This is a genomic window from Amycolatopsis rifamycinica (assembly GCF_000695625.1).
In the GTDB taxonomy this organism is placed as follows: domain Bacteria; phylum Actinomycetota; class Actinomycetes; order Mycobacteriales; family Pseudonocardiaceae; genus Amycolatopsis; species Amycolatopsis rifamycinica.
In genome coordinates this window covers 195,616-212,886 of sequence record NZ_JMQI01000014.1, presented here as the reverse complement: position 1 = coordinate 212,886, position 17,271 = coordinate 195,616, and the positions used below count along the sequence as shown (strand labels likewise).

Annotated in this window: 21 protein-coding genes; 12 read left to right on the top strand and 9 right to left on the bottom strand. The window is 71.7% G+C overall.

Annotated elements, in window-relative coordinates:
- Nucleotides 1–9: 9 nt before the first annotated feature.
- The 3 genes from DV20_RS07770 to DV20_RS07760 all read right to left on the bottom strand — a co-directional run bounded on the left by DV20_RS07770 (nucleotide 10) and on the right by DV20_RS07760 (nucleotide 1,628).
- Nucleotides 10–822, bottom strand: coding sequence for a siderophore-interacting protein (locus DV20_RS07770; protein WP_043777757.1), 813 nt, complete (start codon nucleotides 820–822; stop codon nucleotides 10–12).
- Nucleotides 823–885: 63 nt separating this feature from the next.
- Nucleotides 886–1,218: a hypothetical protein gene (locus DV20_RS07765; RefSeq protein WP_235190732.1), complete on the bottom strand. Its 333-nt coding sequence runs from the start codon at nucleotides 1,216–1,218 to the stop codon at nucleotides 886–888.
- Nucleotides 1,215–1,628 carry an SgcJ/EcaC family oxidoreductase gene (locus tag DV20_RS07760; protein ID WP_043777754.1) on the bottom strand — a complete coding sequence of 138 codons (414 nt, stop codon included), beginning with the start codon at nucleotides 1,626–1,628 and terminating at the stop codon, nucleotides 1,215–1,217. The genes DV20_RS07765 and DV20_RS07760 overlap by 4 nt, the downstream gene beginning before the upstream one ends.
- Before the next feature lie 79 nt (nucleotides 1,629–1,707).
- On the opposite strand from DV20_RS07760, the gene DV20_RS07755 reads away from it, so the two are divergent.
- Nucleotides 1,708–2,412 carry a TetR/AcrR family transcriptional regulator gene (locus DV20_RS07755; protein ID WP_268747402.1) on the top strand — a complete coding sequence of 235 codons (705 nt, stop codon included), beginning with the start codon at nucleotides 1,708–1,710 and terminating at the stop codon, nucleotides 2,410–2,412.
- Here the strand turns inward: DV20_RS07755 and DV20_RS07750 are convergent.
- Nucleotides 2,409–3,329, bottom strand: a complete 921-nt coding sequence (locus tag DV20_RS07750) for an NADP-dependent oxidoreductase (RefSeq protein ID WP_043777749.1) — start codon at nucleotides 3,327–3,329, stop codon at nucleotides 2,409–2,411. The two genes, DV20_RS07755 and DV20_RS07750, sit on opposite strands and share 4 nt — an antisense overlap.
- Nucleotides 3,330–3,388: 59 nt before the next feature.
- A complete protein-coding gene (hemW, locus tag DV20_RS07745) occupies nucleotides 3,389–4,606 on the bottom strand; it encodes a radical SAM family heme chaperone HemW (RefSeq protein WP_043777746.1) in 1,218 nt (405 codons plus the stop codon).
- A 137-nt stretch (nucleotides 4,607–4,743) separates the two neighbouring features.
- Between hemW and DV20_RS47285 the strand changes: the two genes are divergently transcribed.
- The 8 genes from DV20_RS47285 to DV20_RS07710 all read left to right on the top strand — a co-directional run bounded on the left by DV20_RS47285 (nucleotide 4,744) and on the right by DV20_RS07710 (nucleotide 11,401).
- Nucleotides 4,744–4,953 carry a putative leader peptide gene (locus DV20_RS47285; RefSeq protein WP_407638320.1) on the top strand — a complete coding sequence of 70 codons (210 nt, stop codon included), beginning with the start codon at nucleotides 4,744–4,746 and terminating at the stop codon, nucleotides 4,951–4,953.
- 110 nt (nucleotides 4,954–5,063) lie between these two features.
- Nucleotides 5,064–6,752 carry a nitrite/sulfite reductase gene (locus DV20_RS07740; RefSeq protein WP_043777831.1) on the top strand — a complete coding sequence of 563 codons (1,689 nt, stop codon included), beginning with the start codon at nucleotides 5,064–5,066 and terminating at the stop codon, nucleotides 6,750–6,752.
- On the top strand, nucleotides 6,749–6,898 hold the full coding sequence (locus DV20_RS07735) for a hypothetical protein (protein WP_043777745.1): 150 nt from the start codon (nucleotides 6,749–6,751) through the stop codon (nucleotides 6,896–6,898). The genes DV20_RS07740 and DV20_RS07735 overlap by 4 nt, the downstream gene beginning before the upstream one ends.
- A complete protein-coding gene (locus tag DV20_RS07730) occupies nucleotides 6,895–7,590 on the top strand; it encodes a phosphoadenylyl-sulfate reductase (RefSeq protein ID WP_043777742.1) in 696 nt (231 codons plus the stop codon). The genes DV20_RS07735 and DV20_RS07730 overlap by 4 nt, the downstream gene beginning before the upstream one ends.
- A gap of 11 nt (nucleotides 7,591–7,601) precedes the next feature.
- Nucleotides 7,602–8,522: a sulfate adenylyltransferase subunit CysD gene (cysD, locus tag DV20_RS07725; RefSeq protein ID WP_043777740.1), complete on the top strand. Its 921-nt coding sequence runs from the start codon at nucleotides 7,602–7,604 to the stop codon at nucleotides 8,520–8,522.
- Complete coding sequence (locus DV20_RS07720) at nucleotides 8,522–9,784, top strand: sulfate adenylyltransferase subunit 1 (RefSeq protein ID WP_043777738.1); 1,263 nt, start codon at nucleotides 8,522–8,524, stop codon at nucleotides 9,782–9,784. The genes cysD and DV20_RS07720 overlap by 1 nt, the downstream gene beginning before the upstream one ends.
- Nucleotides 9,781–10,518 carry a sirohydrochlorin chelatase gene (locus DV20_RS07715; protein ID WP_043777736.1) on the top strand — a complete coding sequence of 246 codons (738 nt, stop codon included), beginning with the start codon at nucleotides 9,781–9,783 and terminating at the stop codon, nucleotides 10,516–10,518. Before DV20_RS07720 ends, DV20_RS07715 begins: the two co-directional genes overlap by 4 nt.
- A gap of 109 nt (nucleotides 10,519–10,627) precedes the next feature.
- Entirely contained in the window at nucleotides 10,628–11,401 is a 774-nt protein-coding gene (locus DV20_RS07710; protein WP_043777734.1) for an enoyl-CoA hydratase family protein, read from the top strand.
- A 39-nt stretch (nucleotides 11,402–11,440) separates the two neighbouring features.
- Here DV20_RS07710 and DV20_RS07705 read toward each other — a convergent pair whose 3' ends face one another.
- The 3 genes from DV20_RS07705 to DV20_RS07695 are packed head-to-tail and all read right to left on the bottom strand — an operon-like array spanning nucleotide 11,441 to nucleotide 12,476.
- Nucleotides 11,441–11,809, bottom strand: a complete 369-nt coding sequence (locus DV20_RS07705) for a barstar family protein (protein WP_043777732.1) — start codon at nucleotides 11,807–11,809, stop codon at nucleotides 11,441–11,443.
- Nucleotides 11,806–12,264 carry a ribonuclease domain-containing protein gene (locus DV20_RS07700; RefSeq protein WP_043777730.1) on the bottom strand — a complete coding sequence of 153 codons (459 nt, stop codon included), beginning with the start codon at nucleotides 12,262–12,264 and terminating at the stop codon, nucleotides 11,806–11,808. Before DV20_RS07700 ends, DV20_RS07705 begins: the two co-directional genes overlap by 4 nt.
- An 11-nt stretch (nucleotides 12,265–12,275) precedes the next feature.
- Nucleotides 12,276–12,476: a hypothetical protein gene (locus DV20_RS07695; protein ID WP_043777727.1), complete on the bottom strand. Its 201-nt coding sequence runs from the start codon at nucleotides 12,474–12,476 to the stop codon at nucleotides 12,276–12,278.
- A 59-nt stretch (nucleotides 12,477–12,535) separates the two neighbouring features.
- Here DV20_RS07695 and DV20_RS07690 point away from each other — a divergent pair, with 59 nt between their 5' ends.
- From DV20_RS07690 to DV20_RS07680, 3 genes are all read left to right on the top strand, one after another.
- Nucleotides 12,536–13,501, top strand: coding sequence for a quinone oxidoreductase family protein (locus DV20_RS07690; RefSeq protein ID WP_043777830.1), 966 nt, complete (start codon nucleotides 12,536–12,538; stop codon nucleotides 13,499–13,501).
- A gap of 148 nt (nucleotides 13,502–13,649) precedes the next feature.
- On the top strand, nucleotides 13,650–14,693 hold the full coding sequence (locus DV20_RS07685) for an alpha/beta fold hydrolase (RefSeq protein WP_043777726.1): 1,044 nt from the start codon (nucleotides 13,650–13,652) through the stop codon (nucleotides 14,691–14,693).
- 90 nt (nucleotides 14,694–14,783) lie between these two features.
- Nucleotides 14,784–16,223, top strand: coding sequence for an amino acid permease (locus DV20_RS07680; RefSeq protein WP_043777723.1), 1,440 nt, complete (start codon nucleotides 14,784–14,786; stop codon nucleotides 16,221–16,223).
- On the opposite strand, the gene DV20_RS07675 is transcribed toward DV20_RS07680, so the two are convergent.
- Nucleotides 16,220–17,269 (bottom strand): NAD(P)H-dependent flavin oxidoreductase, encoded by a 1,050-nt coding sequence (locus DV20_RS07675; RefSeq protein ID WP_043777721.1) that lies wholly within the window; start codon nucleotides 17,267–17,269, stop codon nucleotides 16,220–16,222. The genes DV20_RS07680 and DV20_RS07675 overlap by 4 nt on opposite strands.
- Between the last annotated feature and the right edge of the window lie 2 nt (nucleotides 17,270–17,271).

The following is a 17,271-nucleotide window of genomic DNA, read 5'->3' as shown; positions in this document are numbered from 1 at the left end:
GCCGCGAGGCTACTTCTCCCGCGCCCGCTCGGCCGCCTTCTCCTCACGCCACGCTTCGTCGTTCTTCCCGTAGCGCCAGTAGCCGGAAATCGACAGCAGCTCGCGCCGCACCCCGCGCTCGTCGAGCAGATACCGCCGCAGCTCGCGCACGAACCCCGCCTCGCCGTGGACGAACGCCTGGACGACGCCTTCGCGCCACGGCAGCTCGCGCACCGCGGCCGCGACGTCGCCGCCGGAGGCCCGGTGCAGCCAGGTGATCTGCGCGTCCGCCTTCGTGACCAGGGGCTGCTGCTCGTCTTCGTTTTCGACCAGGATCACCGCGTGCGCCGGGACTCCCGCGGGCAGCGCTTCGAGCGACGCCGCGATCGCCGGCAACGCGCTTTCGTCTCCGGCCAGCAGGTGCCAGTCCGCTTCGGTGCCGGGCGCGTACGCGCCGCCCGGACCGAGCACCAGCAGCTCGTCACCCGGCTGGGCCGAGGCCGCCCACGGGCCCGCGATGCCCTCGTCGCCGTGGTGGACGAAGTCGAGGACGAGCTCGCCGGCCTGGGGGTCGAACGCGCGGACGGTGTAGGAGCGCTGCCGCGGCCAGTGCTCGCGCGGCATGGTCGCCCGGCACTCCTGGACGTCGAACGGCTCCGGGTACTCGACGCCGGGCACCTTGAACAGCACCTTCACGTAGGCGTCGGTGAACTCGTTCGGCGTGAACTGCGCGATCCCCTCGCCGCCCGCGACGATCCGGATCATGTGCGGGGTCAGCCGCTCGGTCCGCAGCACCCGCAGCCGCGCCGCGGGACGCCCGGACCGCCGGGGTGCTTCAGCCATCGGCCACTCCAACCATCAGTAAGGCTTACCTAAGTCACCCTACGCGCCAAAATCGGCACGCGGCTACTCAGGTGTACCCAGTTCCGCGAGCAACCTCCCGAACCCGGCCGTCACCTCCCTCCGAAAGCCGACGAAGAACCGGTTCGCCAGCGGCACGCCCCACCGCCCGCGCGAAGCCGCGTTGATCACCCGGTGCTCGACGCGCGCCCCCGCCGGATCGGCCGTGACGCGGTACTCGCCGCGGTACCACCAGCCGCCCTGCACCGCGACGAACCCCCGCTCCCGGTCGACCTCCATCCGCATCGGGTGGCCGCCACCCAGCTTCCGCCGCAGCCGCTCGAACACCTCCGCGGGCGGCCGGGCCACCACCCCCGACGCCTCCGCAAGCGTTTTCACCCGCGTGGATCCGAAACCCGCGTGTTCTGGAACGCCGTGATCAGCCACTCGCCCTCCTCCCGGACGAGCACGAACGAAACGGTCGACTCGCGCCCCGCGTCGGCGACCTCCGACCCGGTCAGCGACGAACCGCCGCCGACGACGACCACGGCGACGTCCGGCCGGACGAACCGCACCTTCGCCTCGCCGCCCAGCGACCCCGTGAGCTTCGACCCCTTCAGCGGCCCCTCGAACAGAGCCCGGTGCGAGCCCTCGATCGTCTCCCGGCCGGGCAGGTTCCTTCCGAAGTAGGTGACGTAGTCCGCGTCCTCGGTGAACAGCCGCCCGTACGCGGCGGCATCACCGGAGTTCCACGCGTCGACAAGCCGACCGAGCACATCACGGACATCAGCTTCGGCAGTAGCACTCATCGCATCCCCCTCGAACGCCGTTCGTCCTACAAACACCGTTCTACTCTCGAACGCTGTTCGCGTCAAGTACAGTGTTCGGGTGACTGTTCCCCCACCGCCGTGGCGCAGCGCCCCCCGCCGCCGCGCCGCGAAACCCGCCCTCTCCCAGGCCTCGATCGTGCGAGCGGCCTTGATCGTCTTGGACGACGAAGGGTTCGACGCGGTCACCATGCGGCGGATCGCCCAGGAACTGGAGACCGGGCCCGCGTCGCTCTACGCGCACGTCTCCGGCAAGGAAGAACTGGCGGAGCTGATGCTCGACACCGTGCTCGCCGACGTGCTGCTCCCCGAGCCGGACCCGGCGCGCTGGGACGAGCAGGTCAAGGAGCTCCTCCGCGACCAGATCCACGCGCTGGCCGCGCACCGCGGCTTCGCGCGGATCGCGTGGGAGATCGCCGTGCCGGTCACGCCCAACACGCTGAAGCTGGGCGAGGCGATGCTCGCCCTGCTCCGCGCGGGCGGATTGACGCTCAAGCAGGCGGCGTACGCGAGCGACGCGCTTTCCCTCTACGCGAAGGCGTACGCCTACGAAGCCAGCGGCTGGACCTGGGGCGAGATCGACCAGGCGAAGGCCGGCGAACGCGGCGAGCAGATGGTGGCGTACATGCGGTCACTGCCCGCCGAGGCGTTCCCCAACATGCTGCACATCGGCGAGTTCTTCTCCGCGGAGACGGCGAAGGAACGCCTCGAGTTCGCCCTCGAGACGTTCCTCGCCGGGTTGAGGGCGCTCGCGAAGAAAAACTAGGGCCGCAGCACGATCTTGCCGCGCGTGTGCCGCTGCTCCAGCTCCCGGTAGGCGTCCCGGACCTCGTCCAGCGGGTACACGCGGGCGATCGGCAGCGTCAGCAGGCCCTTGTCCAGCAGCAGGCCCAGCTCGCGCAGCACGTCGGCGGACGCCGCGGCCCCGTTGCCGTCGGTCTTCACGTTGTACTTCTCCGCCGCCGCGAAGTCGATGATCGTGTTGATCCGCCCGGGGTGGATGCCCAGGTGCAGGGCCAGTTCCACGTACCCGGAGCCGAAGGTGTCGACGAACGCGTGCACGCCGTCCGGCGCGGTGTCGCGAATCCGCGACAGCACGTCCTCGCCGTAGGAGACCGGGATGACGCCGAGCTCGCGCAGCCAGTCGTGGTTCGCCTCGCCGGCCAGGCCGATCACTGTGGCGCCGGCCAGCTTCGCCAGCTGGACCGCGAGCGAGCCCACCCCGCCCGCCGCTCCCGAGATGACGACGGTCTCCCCTTCGCGCGGGCACACTGCGCTCACCACCGCGTACGCGGTGGTGCCGGCGACGAACAGCGAGCCGGCGACCTCCCACGGCACCCCGTCGGGCCGCGGCGTGAGGTTCGCGGCCTCCGCGACGACGAACTCGGCGTGGCTCGACCGCGTGTCGACGAACCCGATCACCTCGTCGCCGACGACGACGTCCGAGACGCCTTCGCCGAGCGAAGCGACAACCCCGGCGAAGTCGCTGCCCTGCCCCGAAGGGAACGTCGCGGGAAAACGCGAGTGCAAGGAACCCTGGCGAATGGCGGCTTCGCCCGGGTTGATCCCGGCGGCCCGCACCTCGACGAGCACCTGACCCGGTCCCGGCACCGGCCGGGGGACGTCCTCGACCCGGAGAACCTCCACGTCGCCGTACTCGTCGAACCTGACCGCGCGCGCCATGGGGCCTCCTCAAAGTCGTTGCTGAATACAAGCAACGAGCGGGTCCCTGGTTTTAATCCCTAGCCGGCGAGGCGGCGGACTACCCCGTCGGCCAGCAGCCGGCCGCGGTCGGTGAGCACGGCCCGGCCCCGGGAGTCCAAAGCGGACGGATCGAGCAGGCCCTCGGCCGCGGCCGCGCGGGCCTCGGCCAGCCCGGGCTCGTCGAGCACGTCGAGCGGCAGTCCCTCGGCGACGCGCAGTTCGAGCATGATCCGCTCGAGGTGCTGGTCGTCTTCGGTGAGCACCTCGCGCCCGCCCGCCGGCGAGTTTCCTTCGGCCAGCAGCGCGGCGTAGCGCGCCGGGTGCTTGACGTTCCACCAGCGCACCCCGCCGACGTGGCTGTGCGCGCCCGGACCGGCGCCCCACCAGTCGTCGCCCCGCCAGTAGCCGAGGTTGTGGCGGCAGCGGGCCGCGTCCGAGGCCGCCCAGTTCGACACCTCGTACCAGCGCAGCCCCGCTGCGGACAGCGTGGCGTCGATCATCTCGTAGTCCGCCGCCAGCACGTCGTCGTCCGGCGCGGGCAGCTCGCCGCGGCGCACGCGGCGAGCGAGCGCCGTGCCCTCCTCGACGATCAGCGCGTACGCCGAGACGTGGTCGACGCCGGCGGCGAGCACGGCGTCGAGCGTCGCGCGCAGGTCGTCGGCGCGCTCCCCCGGCGTGCCGTAGATCACGTCGAGGTTCACGTGCTCGAACCCGGCCGCGCGGGCTTCGGCGGCGGCCTGCCCGGGACGCCCCGGGGTGTGCACGCGGTCGAGGATCTTCAGCACGTGCGACGCGGCCGACTGCATGCCCAGCGACACGCGCGTGTAGCCGGCTTCGCGGATCCCGGCGAAGAACTCCGGCGACGTCGACTCCGGGTTCGACTCCGTGGTCACCTCGGCCCCGGGCGCCAGCCCGAAGACGTCGCGGACGGCGTCGAGCACCGAGCGCAGCCCGTCCGCACCCAGCAGCGACGGCGTGCCGCCGCCGACGAACACGGTGTCGGCGGCGGGCGGCACGACGAGCACCCGCGCGGCGAGCTCCAGCTCGCGCCGCAGTCCTTCGAGCCAGGACTGCGGCGACGAACCGGTCTCCAGCTCGCCGGCGGTGTAGGTGTTGAAGTCGCAGTACCCGCAGCGCGTGGCGCAGAACGGGACGTGCACGTACACCCCGAACGCTCTGCTGCCGAGCCCCTTCAGCGCGCTTTCCGGCAACGCCGGATCGGTCGGGGTGGCGGGGTCGGAACGCAGCTCGGGCACGGGGTGAATTGTCCACCCGGTCACGGCCGGTCGCCTCGAGGGGCCGATCGGGTCAACCCCTGTTCACGTCACCGGGAGTTTGGCCGCTACCCCGGTTCCCCTCGGCAAACCAGTACATCTGAAGTACTTCGCATGGAGTGGGTCGAGTCCGAAAGACCGCCCGCACACGGCGGTTGACACGGTTTCCGCAGGTACGTGACCCTTCTCCCACCATCTGGGCAGGCCTGGACCACATTGTGGACGCGTGGCACGCTGACGCCGTGACTCATGCCGGTGTTCTGCTCGTGGCCCGCCGCCACGTCGATCTCCTGCGGGTCGCCAGCGCTCTCTGCGTACCCGTTCGCTGACTCCCCGACCGCCACCACCTGCCACGAATTTCGGACAGCCGGCGCCGGAGGGAACCCCGCGCGAGCCGGTGGTCCTCCGCCGCCACGAAAGCCTCTCGGAGGACGCCGCCATGGCCACGCCCCAGACCCCAGCCCGCCCCGCGCGCGCCAAGCAGAAGCGCGGCGAAGGGCAGTGGGCGCTCGGTTACCGGGAGCCGCTGAACCCGAACGAGCGGTCCAAGAAGGACGACCACCCCCTCAACGTGCGGGCGCGCATCGAGAACATCTACGCCCACCGCGGGTTCGACGCGATCGACCCGGGCGACCTGCGCGGCCGGTTCCGCTGGTTCGGCCTCTACACCCAGCGCAAGCCGGGGATCGACGGCGGCCGTACGGCGGCGCTCGAGCCCGAAGAGCTCGACGACCGCTACTTCATGCTGCGGGTCCGCATCGACGGCGGTGCCTTGACCACCGCGCAGCTCACCGTGCTCGGCGAGATTTCGCAGGCGTACGCGCGCGACACCGCCGACATCACCGACCGGCAGAACATCCAGTACCACTGGATCCGGATCGAGGACGTCCCGGCGATCTGGGCCAAGCTCGAAAACGCCGGCATGACCACGATGGAGGCCTGCGGCGACAGCCCGCGCGTCATGCTCGGCTCGCCGGTCGCCGGCATCTCGGCCGACGAGGTGATCGACGGGACGCCCGCGCTGGACGAGATCAAGCGCCGGTACATCGGCAAGCCGGAGTTCGCCAACCTGCCGCGCAAGTTCAAGACCGCCATCTCGGGCCAGCCCGACGTCGCCCACGAGATCCACGACGTCGCCTTCGTCGGCGTCGACCACCCCGAGCACGGGCCCGGCTTCGACGTCTGGGTCGGCGGCGGCCTGTCGACCAACCCGATGCTCGGGCAGCGCCTCGGCGCCTGGGTGCCGCTGGCCGAGGTCCCGGACGTCTGGGAAGGCGTCATCTCGATCTTCCGCGACTACGGCTACCGGCGGCTGCGCTCGCGCGCCCGGCTGAAGTTCCTGGTCAAGGACTGGGGCGCGGAGAAGTTCCGGCAGGTGCTGCAGGACGAGTACCTCAAGCGCGAGCTGCTCGACGGCCCGCCACCGGTGGACCCCGCCGTCCCGATCGACCACGTCGGCGTGCACCCGCAGGTCGACGGCAAGTTCTACGTCGGCGCGGCGCCGATCGCCGGCCGGTCGAGCGGCGGCACGCTCGTCGCCGTCGCCAAGGCCGCCGAGCGGGCCGGCTCGAACCGCGTGCGGCTGACCCCGCAGCAGAAGGTCGTCGTGCTCGACGTCCCCCGGGCCCAAGTGGCCACGCTCGAAGCCGAACTGGCCGAGCTGGGGCTGGAGACGAAGCCGTCGCCGTGGCGGCGCGGGGTGATGGCCTGCACCGGGCTGGAGTTCTGCAAGCTCGCGATCGTCGAAACGAAGGCCCGCGCGCAGCAGCTCGTCGCGGACCTCGAGAAGTCCCTCGCCGACATCCAGGACGGCCTCGAGACACCGGTGACCGTGCACCTCAACGGCTGCCCCAACTCCTGCGCGCGGATCCAGACCGCGGACATCGGCCTCAAGGGCCAGATCGTCACCGACGCCGACGGCAACCAGGTCGAAGGCTTCCAGGTGCACCTCGGCGGCGGCCTCGGCCTCGACGCCGGGTTCGGCCGCAAGCTGCGCGGGCACAAGGTGACTTCGGGTGAGCTGACCGGCTACGTCGAGCGGGTCGTCCGCAACTACGTCGCCGGGCGCGAACCGGGCGAACGGTTCCCGCAGTGGGCCGCGCGCGCCGAGGAAAGTGCCCTCCAGTGACCGAACGAGCGACGCCGTTCTACTGCCCCTATTGCGGCGACGAGGATCTGCGGCCGGAAGAGAACGGCGGCTGGCTGTGTTCCGGTTGTCGCCGGGTTTTCTCGGTCAAGTTCCTCGGCCTGTCCCTTCCGGAGGTTTCCCGATGACCGCCACCGCCGACTACAAGACCCTCGCCGAGCGCGCTTCGCGGGAGCTCGCCGACGCCACCGCCGAAGAGGCGCTGCGCTGGACCGTCGACACGTTCGGCGACGACTTCATCGTCGCGTCCAACATGCAGGACGCCGTGCTCATCGACCTCGCCACCAAGGTGAAGTCCGATGTGGACGTTCTGTTCCTCGAGACCGGCTACCACTTCCCGGAGACGATCGGCACGCGTGACGCGGTGCAGGCGGTCTACCCGGACGTGAAGATCGTCAACGCCCAGGCCGAGCAGAGCGTCGCCGAGCAGGACGCCGAGTACGGCGAGAAGCTGCACGCCCGCGACGCCACGCTCTGCTGCAACCTGCGCAAGGTCGTGCCGCTGCGCAAGACGCTGGCGAACTACTCCGCGTGGGTCACCGGCGTCCGCCGCGTGGACGCGCCGACCCGCGCGAACACCCCGATCGTCACCTGGGACGACCGCAACGGCCTCGTCAAGATCAACCCGATCGCGGCGTGGACCGACGACGAGTTCAACGGCTACATCCGCGAGCACGGGATCCTCGAGAACCCGCTGGTGTCGATCGGCTACCTCTCGATCGGCTGCGCGCCCTGCACGGCGCGCGTCGAGCCGGGCCAGGACCCGCGCAGCGGCCGGTGGGCGGGCCAGAGCAAGACCGAGTGCGGACTGCACGGCTGAGGAAGGGACGCATGACGACCTTGGAGCCCGCGACCGATGCGGCACAGGACAATTTGGCGGCCTTGGAGTCCGAGGCCATCCACATCTTCCGGGAGGTGGCGGGCGAGTTCGACCGGCCGGTGATCCTGTTCTCCGGCGGCAAGGACTCGACCCTGCTGCTGCACCTGGCGATCAAGGCGTTCTGGCCGGCGCCGGTGCCGTTCCCGCTGCTGCACGTGGACACCGGGCACAACTTCGACGAGGTCATCGAATTCCGCGACCGCGTCGTCGAGCGCCACGGGCTGCGCCTGGTCGTCGCGAAGGTGCAGGACTGGATCGACGACGGGCGGCTCGAAGAGCGGGCCGACGGGATGCGCAACCCGCTGCAGACCACGCCGCTGCTCGACACGATCGCCGAGCACAAGTTCGACGCCGTCTTCGGCGGCGGCCGCCGCGACGAGGAACGCGCCCGGGCGAAGGAGCGGATCTTCAGCCTCCGCAACGCCTTCGGCCAGTGGGAACCGCGCCGGCAGCGGCCCGAACTGTGGAATCTCTACAACGGCAGGCACCGCCCGGGTGAGCAGGTCCGCGTCTTCCCGCTGTCCAACTGGACCGAGGCCGACGTCTGGAACTACATCGCCCGCGAGAAGGTCGAGCTGCCCTCGATCTACTACGCGCACAAGCGCGAGGTGTACCTGCGCGACGGGATGCTGCTCGCCGAAGGCCCGTGGGGCGGACCGCGGCCGGGCGAAGAGGTCCGCGAGCTGACCGTCCGCTACCGGACCGTCGGCGACGGCTCGTGCACCGGCGCCATCGAATCCACCGCGGCCACCGTCGAAGAGGTCATCGCCGAGGTGTCCGCCTCGCGGCTCACCGAGCGCGGCGCGACCCGGGCCGACGACCGCATGTCCGAGGCGGCCATGGAAGACCGCAAGCGTGAGGGGTACTTCTGATGAGTTCGCTGCTGCGCCTGGCCACCGCCGGGAGCGTCGACGACGGCAAGTCCACCCTCGTCGGCCGGCTGCTGTACGACACGAAGTCGGTGCTGGCCGACCAGCTCGACGCGGTCACCCGCGCGTCCGTCGACAAGGGACTGTCCACACCGGACCTGTCCCTGCTGGTCGACGGCCTGCGCTCGGAACGCGAGCAGGGCATCACCATCGACGTCGCCTACCGCTACTTCGCGACGCCGAAGCGGTCGTTCGTGCTGGCCGACACGCCGGGGCACGTGCAGTACACGCGCAACACGGTGACCGGCGCGTCCACCGCGCAGCTGGCCGTGCTGCTCGTCGACGCGCGCAAGGGCGTGATCGAGCAGACCCGGCGGCACGCGGCCGTGCTGGCGCTGCTCGGCGTGCCGCAGCTGGTGCTGGCGGTGAACAAGATCGACCTGGTCGGCTACGACGAAGCCACGTTCACGGTCATCGCCGAGGAGTTCGCCGCGCACGCTCTCTCGCTGGGCTACGCGCGGGGATCCGTGCTCGCGATCCCGGTGTCGGCCCTGGAGGGCGACAACGTCGCGACGCGTTCGGAGCGGACGCCCTGGTACACCGGGCCCAGCCTGCTGGAGCACCTCGAGGACGTGCCGGTCGCGCCCGACCCGCACGACTCGGCGCTGCGGTTCCCGGTGCAGTACGTGATCCGCCCGCGCACGCCCGAGTACCCGGACTACCGCGGTTACGCGGGCCAGATCGCGGCGGGCACGGTCCGCCCGGGTGACGAGATCGTCGTGCTGCCGCAAGGCATCCGCAGCCGCGTCGAGCGGATCGACACCGCGGACGGCTCGCTCGCGGAAGCCGGTGCCGGGACGTCGGTGACGCTCCTGCTCACCGACGACATCGACATCTCCCGCGGCGACCTGATCGCGGCCGCGGACGCCCCGCCGCGCGTCACCGACGAGATCACCGGCACGCTGTGCTGGCTGTCGTCCAAGCCGCTGAAGCCGGGCGCGCGGGTGCTGGTCAAGCACGGCACCCGCACGGTGCAGGCGCTGGTGGACGAGCTGCACGCCCGCTTCGACGAGCAGACCCTGTCCAGTGTGGACTCGCCGGCGTCGCTGGAGCTCAACGACATCGGCCGCGTCACGCTGCGGCTGGCCGGGGAACTGGGCGTCGACGACTACGGCGTCAGCCCGCGCACCGGCGCGTTCCTAATCATCGACCCGAAGGACGGCGACACGCTGGCCGCGGGCCTGGTGGGTGAGCGCTTCTCGTGACGCCACCCCTGGTCGCCGTCGCGCACGGCAGCCGCGACCCCCGCTCGGCGGCGACCGTGCGGGCGCTCGTCGACGTCGTGCGCGCCCAGGCCCCGGGCCTTCCGGTGTACGAAACCTTTCTGGACCTTTCCGCGCCGTTGGTGACCGACGTGCTGCGAGGGCTGTACGACTCCGGCCACCGGACGGCGGTCGTGGTGCCGCTGCTGCTGGGCAGCGCGTTCCACGCCCGCGTCGACCTGCCGGCGCTGATCGACGAGGTCACCGGGGATTGCCCGGGCTTCGTCGTGCGCACGTCCGACGTGCTGGGCGCCGACCGGGCCCTGGAAGCCGTCGCCCTCGACCGGCTGGCGGCCGCGCCCCGCCGCGAAGGCACCGGTGTGATCGTCAGCGCGGTCGGCTCGTCGAACGCTTCCGCCAACGCCGTTGTCGCCTCGCTGGCTTCGCGGTGGGAAGAGCGGCTGGGAGTCCCGGTGAGCGAGGCGTTCGCCTCCGCCGCCCAGCCGGACATCCCGGCGGCCGCGGCGGCGTTGCGGGCGCGGGGCGCGCGGCGGCTGGCCGTGGCGTCGTGGTTCCTGGCCCCGGGGCTGCTGCCGGACCGGATCGCCCGGCTGGCCCGCGAAGCCGACCCGGACGCGTTCGTCGCGGAACCGCTGGCGGACGACCCGCGCGTCGCCGACGTCGTCGTCGCGCGGTACGCGACCGCGGTGAGCGGCCTGCTGCGGCAGTACGCCTGACCGCCGGGGTGGCCTGCGGCTCACCCGGCCGCCTACGCGAGGGTGATCCCGGCCGGCTGTGCCCCGCGTAACACCGGCCGCGCGCGGCGGATGTGCGAAGGTGACGGGCATGGCTGACGAACTGGTGCACTACGACGTGGTGGGCGGCACCGCCACGATCACCCTGGACTCCCCGCACAACCGCAACGCGCTGTCAGCGCAGCTGCGCCGCGAACTCTCGGACTCGCTCACGAAGGCGGCCGCCGACGACGCCGTGCGCGTGATCGTGCTGACCCACACCGGGCCGGTGTTCTGCGCGGGGATGGACCTCAAGGAGGCGCGCGGCGCCGGCGCGGGCGACCAGGGCGTGAACGAGTTCCCGCGCATTCTCGAGCAGCTGTGGACCAGCCCGAAACCCGTGGTGGCGCGCCTGGCCGGCCCGGCGCGGGCGGGCGGCATCGGCATGGTCGCGGCGTGCGACATCGCCGTGGCGGTGCCGGAAGCGACGTTCGCCTTCTCCGAAGTCCGCATCGGCGTGGTGCCGGCGATCATCTCGCTGACGGTCCTCCCGCGCCTCAACCCGCGCGCGGCGCACGAGCTGTTCCTGACGGGCGACACCTTCGACGCGCGCCGCGCCGTCGAGATCGGCCTGCTGAACTCGGCGGTCCCGGCGGACGACCTGGACGCCGAGGTCACGCGGTACGTCAAGGCGCTGGCGGCGGGTGGTCCGAAGGCGCTGGCCGAGACGAAGGCGCTGCTGAGCCGTCCCCGCCCGGCGACCCCGTCGGACGGCTTCGAGGAGATGCTCGGCCTGTCGGCGAAGTTCTTCGCCGGAGAGGAAGGCCAAGAAGGCATCCTGGCCTTCGCCCAGAAACGCAAGCCGAGCTGGGTCCCGCAGGACTGAGCCGGGACGCGGGCCTGCTCGCGGGAGCAGGCCCGCCGCTCAGGCGTCCGGCAGCACGACCGTGAGCCGCCACGAACCGGCGCCGCGGCCGCTCGGGCCGAGGGCGCGCTGGGCGTCCGACAGCACGCTGCGGATGGCCAGGTACGTCTTGGGTTCGGCCTTGCGCAACGCGTCCGAGCCCGGCCAGATCAGCACGTGCTCCCCCGGCGGCAGCCACGACAGGTCGGTCAGGCAGTCGTAGAGCGCGTCGAGGTTGTGCCCGAAGTAGTCCGGAAAGGACAGTGCATCGGCGAAGGCGGTGAGCGTGCTGGCCTTGTCGACGGTCGGCCGCGAGTTCACCAGGTGCGGGTACGCGCCCCGGGCGAACGCCTCTTCCGCGGCGGCCTTCGCCTGCTCGCCGGCGCTCATCGGGCCGGGTCCACGACGACGAACGACGCGTAGTGGTCGCCGGTGTAGTACAGCTCGTGCGCCTGCCCGGTGATCAGGCGCCGGGCGCCGCGGTCGGCGCTGCCGGGGGTCTTCACCGTGTACTCGTGGTAGTAGCCGGACTGCTTGCGGGGCAATCTCTTCTCGCGGTTCTCGAACACGACGTCGTCGTTGCGCGGGTAGGGGTACGGGCCGCCGGCCTCGATCAGCTTCCACGTGTCCGACGCCTGGGGCGGCAGCGCGGAAAGCGCCTTCACCGGCAGGCCGGAATCCGCGCCCGGCACGGCGGCGCCGCCCTTGGCGGGCGTGCTCGTCACGCTGGGCGAAGGGCTCGGTGACGGCGAGCCGCCGCCGAGGTTGTCCTTGACCAGCCAGCCCCCCAGCACCAGCACGAGGAGCCCGATCAGCGCGGCGGTGATCCGCCTTCGGTTGAACATGGTGCGCGAGCCTATGCCGAGGAGTCGGAGTCGTCGTCACGCCCCGGAGCCAGCCGGCGGGCGAACAGCCCGACGACCTTGTCGAGCACCCACGCGGCGGCCAGGCACAGCGGCACGACGACCACCATGACCAGCACGAACTGCACCGGGAACCAGGCCTGGGCGAGCCACAGCTCGACCCCGTCCCACCAGTCGGCCAGCCCGTTGAACACGGTGTGAGCCTACGCGCGCCCTGCTGCCACCGCGCCGCTGGGGAGGTACGTTGCTGGACATGTTCGCCGTGTACGCGCAGGAACCCAACGCCGACAGCCCGCTGGACTCGCTCGTCGTCGGCGAGCGCCCCGAACCCGAAGTGCCCGACGGCTGGGTCCGCGTGCACGTCAAGGCGGCCAGCCTCAACATGCACGACCTGTGGACACTGCGCGGGGTCGGCATCAAGCCGGAGCAGTTCCCGATGATCCTCGGCTGCGACGGCGCGGGCACCCTCGACGACGGCTCCGAGGTCGTCATCCACTCGGTGATCAACGCGCCGGGCTGGCAGGGCGACGACACCCTGGACCCGAAGCGCACGCTGCTCACCGAGAAGCACCAGGGCACCTTCGCCGACCAGGTCGTCGTGCCGGCCCGCAACGTCGTCCCGAAGCCCGCGGCGCTCAGCTTCGCCGAAGCCGCCACCATGGGCACGGCCTGGCTGACGGCGTACCGGATGCTGTTCGTGAAGTCCGGGCTGCGGCCGGGGCAGACGATGCTCGTTCAGGGTGCCTCCGGCGGCGTCTCGACAGCGCTGGTCCAGCTCGGCCGCGCGGCCGGGTTCCGGGTCTGGGTCACCGGCCGCACCGAGGAGAAGCGCGCGCTCGCCACCAGCCTCGGCGCGCACCAGGCGTTCGAAAGCGGCGCGCGGCTGCCCGAGCGCGTCGACGCCGTGTTCGAGACCGTCGGCAAGGCGACCTGGTCGCATTCGGTCAAGTCGCTCAAGCCGGGCGGGATCATCGTGGTCTCCGGCTCGACCAGCGGCCCGGACGCGCACGCCGAGCTCCAGCGCGTCTTCTTCCTCCAGCTGCGCGTCGCCGGCTCGACCATGGGCACCCGCGACGAGCTCGCGGATCTGCTCGCCTACCTCGATCTGACCGGTATCCGGCCGCAGATCGGTGCGGAACTTTCTTTTTCCGAGGCTGCCAAGGGTTTCCAGGCGATGCTCGATGGCGACACCGCCGGCAAGATCGTCTTCACCCGCTGAACCCGTCGTGAGCTGGGCGGATCCCCGGATCCGCCCGGCGACGGAATCGTTCCGGCATCCGGTAATTTTTCGACGTCTTCACTTCGAGACCTGGTCGTTAGCGCCGAAATTCCACCTAAACCCAAGCTCGGCCGGTTAATCTGGAGTCATGACCGCGACGAAGCGGCCCACTCCGGCTGGACCGGACGGCCGGCCCAGCACTGATCCGGACCCGATCCGGGTCTCCTTCCGGCGCTACGCCGGTGTCCGCACCCGTGTCCTCGAGGTCGGCGACACCGCCCCCGAGCCGGAGGTCCCCCGCCGCGCACTCCGTCGCCGATCCGCGGCGCCGCACGTCCGGCCCACCGCGCCGCGGCTGGTGCTCCTGCACGGCTACTGCGACAGCGCCGACACCTGGCGCCCCGCTCTGGAGCAGCTCGCGGCCGCCGGGATCCCGGCGGTCGCGGTCGATCTGCCCGGGTTCGGCGACGCCCAGCCGCTGCGGCCCGGCCCGATGCTGCCGCAGCTCGACGCGTTCGCCGCCGCCGTCGTCCGCGAGCAGGCGGTGCTCGGCTCGGTCGTGCTGGCCGGGAACTCCCTCGGCGGCACCATGAGCCTGCGCGCGGCCCAGAACAGCCGTCTGCCGCTCTCCGGCGTCGTCTCCATCGCCGCGCCGGGGTTCGTCGACTCGTGGCTGATCCGCACGGTGGCGCGCTACCCGCTGCCGCTGCGGCTGTACTCGTCCCTGCCCCTTCCGGTGCCGGGTTTCCTGGTGCGCAAGGTCGCCGAGCAGGTCGTCCCGCGGCTGCTGTACGCCGACTCGGGCGCGGCCGACGCGACCCAGGTGCAGCGCTTCACCGCGCTGTTCCCGGACTACCGCGCGACGAAGAGCCGGCTGGAGCAGGCCCGGCAGCTCGTCGCGGAGCTCGCCGACGCCTACCGCCTGGATTCGGTGCAGGTCCCGCTGCTGGTCGTCGCGTGCGGCAAGGACAAGCTCGTCACCGCCGCGTCCGGGCGGCAGCTGCACACGCTGGTGCCGCACAGCAGGCTGCTGGTCCGCGAGGACTGGGGCCACTGCCCGCAGCTGGACGACCCGGTCGAGATCGCGGAGCTGCTCACCTACTTCGCCGCCGGCGCGGTCCGGACCACCCAGGCCAAGCGGGCCGTCGCGACGGCGCCGAAGGCCGTGAGCGAGGACACCGCGGCGGGCTGACGCGCTCAGGCTGTCAGCGCGCGGAGTTGGCGGTAGGTTCCGCGAGGGCCCGTGATCCGGGCCTTCCACCGACCGTTTCGGGAGACGATGATGTCCGCTCCAGGAGGCACGAGCTCCGGCATCTTCCGGCGCAAGCCGATCGACCAGATCCAGGACCCCACCGACGGCGGCGGCGGCCTGCAACGCACGCTGGGGTTGTGGCAGCTGACCGCCATCGGCATCGGCGGCATCATCGGCGCCGGCATCTTCGCCCTCGCCGGCAGTGTCGCGCACGGCGACGACGCGGCGGGCATCCCCGGTGTCGGCCCGGCCGTGCTGATCTCGTTCCTCATCGCCGGGGTCGCGAGCGCCGCGGCGGCGTTCTCCTACGCGGAGTTCGCCGGCCTGATCCCGAAGGCCGGCTCGGCCTACACCTACGGCTACGCGGTGCTCGGCGAGATCGTCGGCTGGTTCATCGGCTGGGACCTGCTGCTGGAGTACACCGCGATCGTGGCGGTGGTGGCGATCGGCATCTCCGGCTACTTCAGCTTCCTGCTCGGCCAGCTCGGCCTCGACCTGCCCGCGTGGATGCTCGGCGCGCCCGGGACCGGGCCGGGCCACAAGGTCGACCTGTTCGCCGCGCTGCTGTGCCTGCTGATCGCGTACCTGCTCAACCGCGGCATCCGCAGCGCCGCCCGGTTCGAGACGGCGATGGTCGGGATCAAGGTCCTCATCGTGCTGGTCGTCATCCTGGTCGGCTTCTTCTACGTCAAGACCGGCAACTACACGCCGTTCGCGCCCGCGGGCTTCGGCGGCGCGGTGACCGGCGCCGCGACGGTGTTCTTCGCCGTCTTCGGCTACGACGCCATGAGCACCGCGGCGGAGGAGTCGAAGGACGCGCAGCGGCACATGCCGAAGGCGATCCTGTACTCGCTGGCCATCTCGATGGTGCTGTACGTGCTCGCCTGCCTGGTGCTGACGGGCATGCAGAAGTACACCGAGATCGACCCGAAGAGCGGGTTCTCGACGGCGTTCAAGTCGGTCGGCCTCGACGGGCTGGCCACGGTGATCGCGATCGGCGCGATCGTCGGCATCCTCACCGTGCTGTTCACGTTCCTGATGGGCGCCACCCGCGTCGGCTACTCGATGAGCCGCGACGGCCTCCTGCCGCCGTGGCTGGGCAAGACCCACCCGACGCGGCAGGTACCGAGCCGGATGACGTGGATCCTCGGCGGCGCGTCCGCGATCATCGCCGGCCTGCTGCCGATCGGCGAGGCGGCCGAGCTGACGAACATCGGCATCCTGCTCGCGTTCGTCGTCGTCTGCGTCGCGGTGATCGTGCTGCGCTACAAGCAGCCGGACCTGCCGCGGACGTTCAAGACGCCGGGCATGCCGGTGGTGCCCGCGATCGGCGTCGTGTTCTCGATCTGGCTGATCACGTTCCTGCAGCCGGCCACCTGGCTGCGGTTCGCCGTCTGGTTCGTCCTCGGCCTATTTGTCTACTTCCTCTACAGCCGCCGGCACTCGGTGCTGAACCGCACCGGCGGCTAGCGGATCCGGTCGAGGCGCGCGGCGGCTTCGCGCGCCTCGACCTTCAGCCGCTCGATGATCACGGCGGCCGAGGCGTCGTACGCGAGCGGGTAGGTCTGGCCCGCCCACAGCGAGATCGCCTCGGGGTCACCGGCCTTCGCCGACGCCTTGCGCACCGGGCCGGCCAGGTGGTTCAGCTGCGGATACGCGGCCGGGGCGCCCTCGGACAGGGCGTCCATGAACTTGTTGACCAGGCCTCGCGCCGGGCGTCCGCTGAAGGCCCGGGTGAACGCGGTCTCGCGCTCGGCGAGGGCGAGGGCCTTGCGGTGGGCCTCGGACGTCCCGGCTTCGTCGGCGCGCAGGAAGACGGTGCCCAGCTGGGCGGCCACGGCCCCGGCGGCGAGCACGGCCGCGACGTCGGCCCCGTGCACCAGCCCGCCGGCGGCGATGAGCGGCAGGTCGACCCGGGCGGCAACGAGCCGCAGGAGCGCGAGGACGCCGTATTCGGCGCCGCCGCCGGGCAGGCGCGGGTCGTCGGTGAACAGGCTCCGGTGCCCGCCGGCTTCGAACCCCTGGACGACGAGCGCGTCGGCGCCGAGGTCGGCGGCCCGGTGGGCGGCCTCGGGCGTGGTCACGGTGACGACGATCTTGGTCCCGGCGTCGCGGAGCCGGAGGACGTCCGACGGCGACGGCGGGCCGAAGGTGAACGACACGACGGGGACGCGCTTCTCGAGCACGACGTCCAGCTTCGCGGGGTAGGCGTCGTCGTCCCACTTCGGTTCGCCGAGCTCGACGTCGTACTCGCGGGCGAACTCCTCGAGCCGCTCGCGGTGCGCGGTGACGTCGGCGCCGGTGTCCGGCTGCGGGACGAAGAGGTTGACGCCGAACTCGCCGCCGGTCAGCTCCCGCGTCCGGTCGATCTGGGCCGCCAGTGCCGCGGGGGTGAGCATGCCGGCCGAGAGGAAGCCGTAGCCGCCGGCCTCGGTCACCGCGGCGACCAGCTCCGGCGTGGTCGGGCCACCGGCCATCGGCGCGGCGACGACCGGGAACGTCAGCTCGTCGAACATGC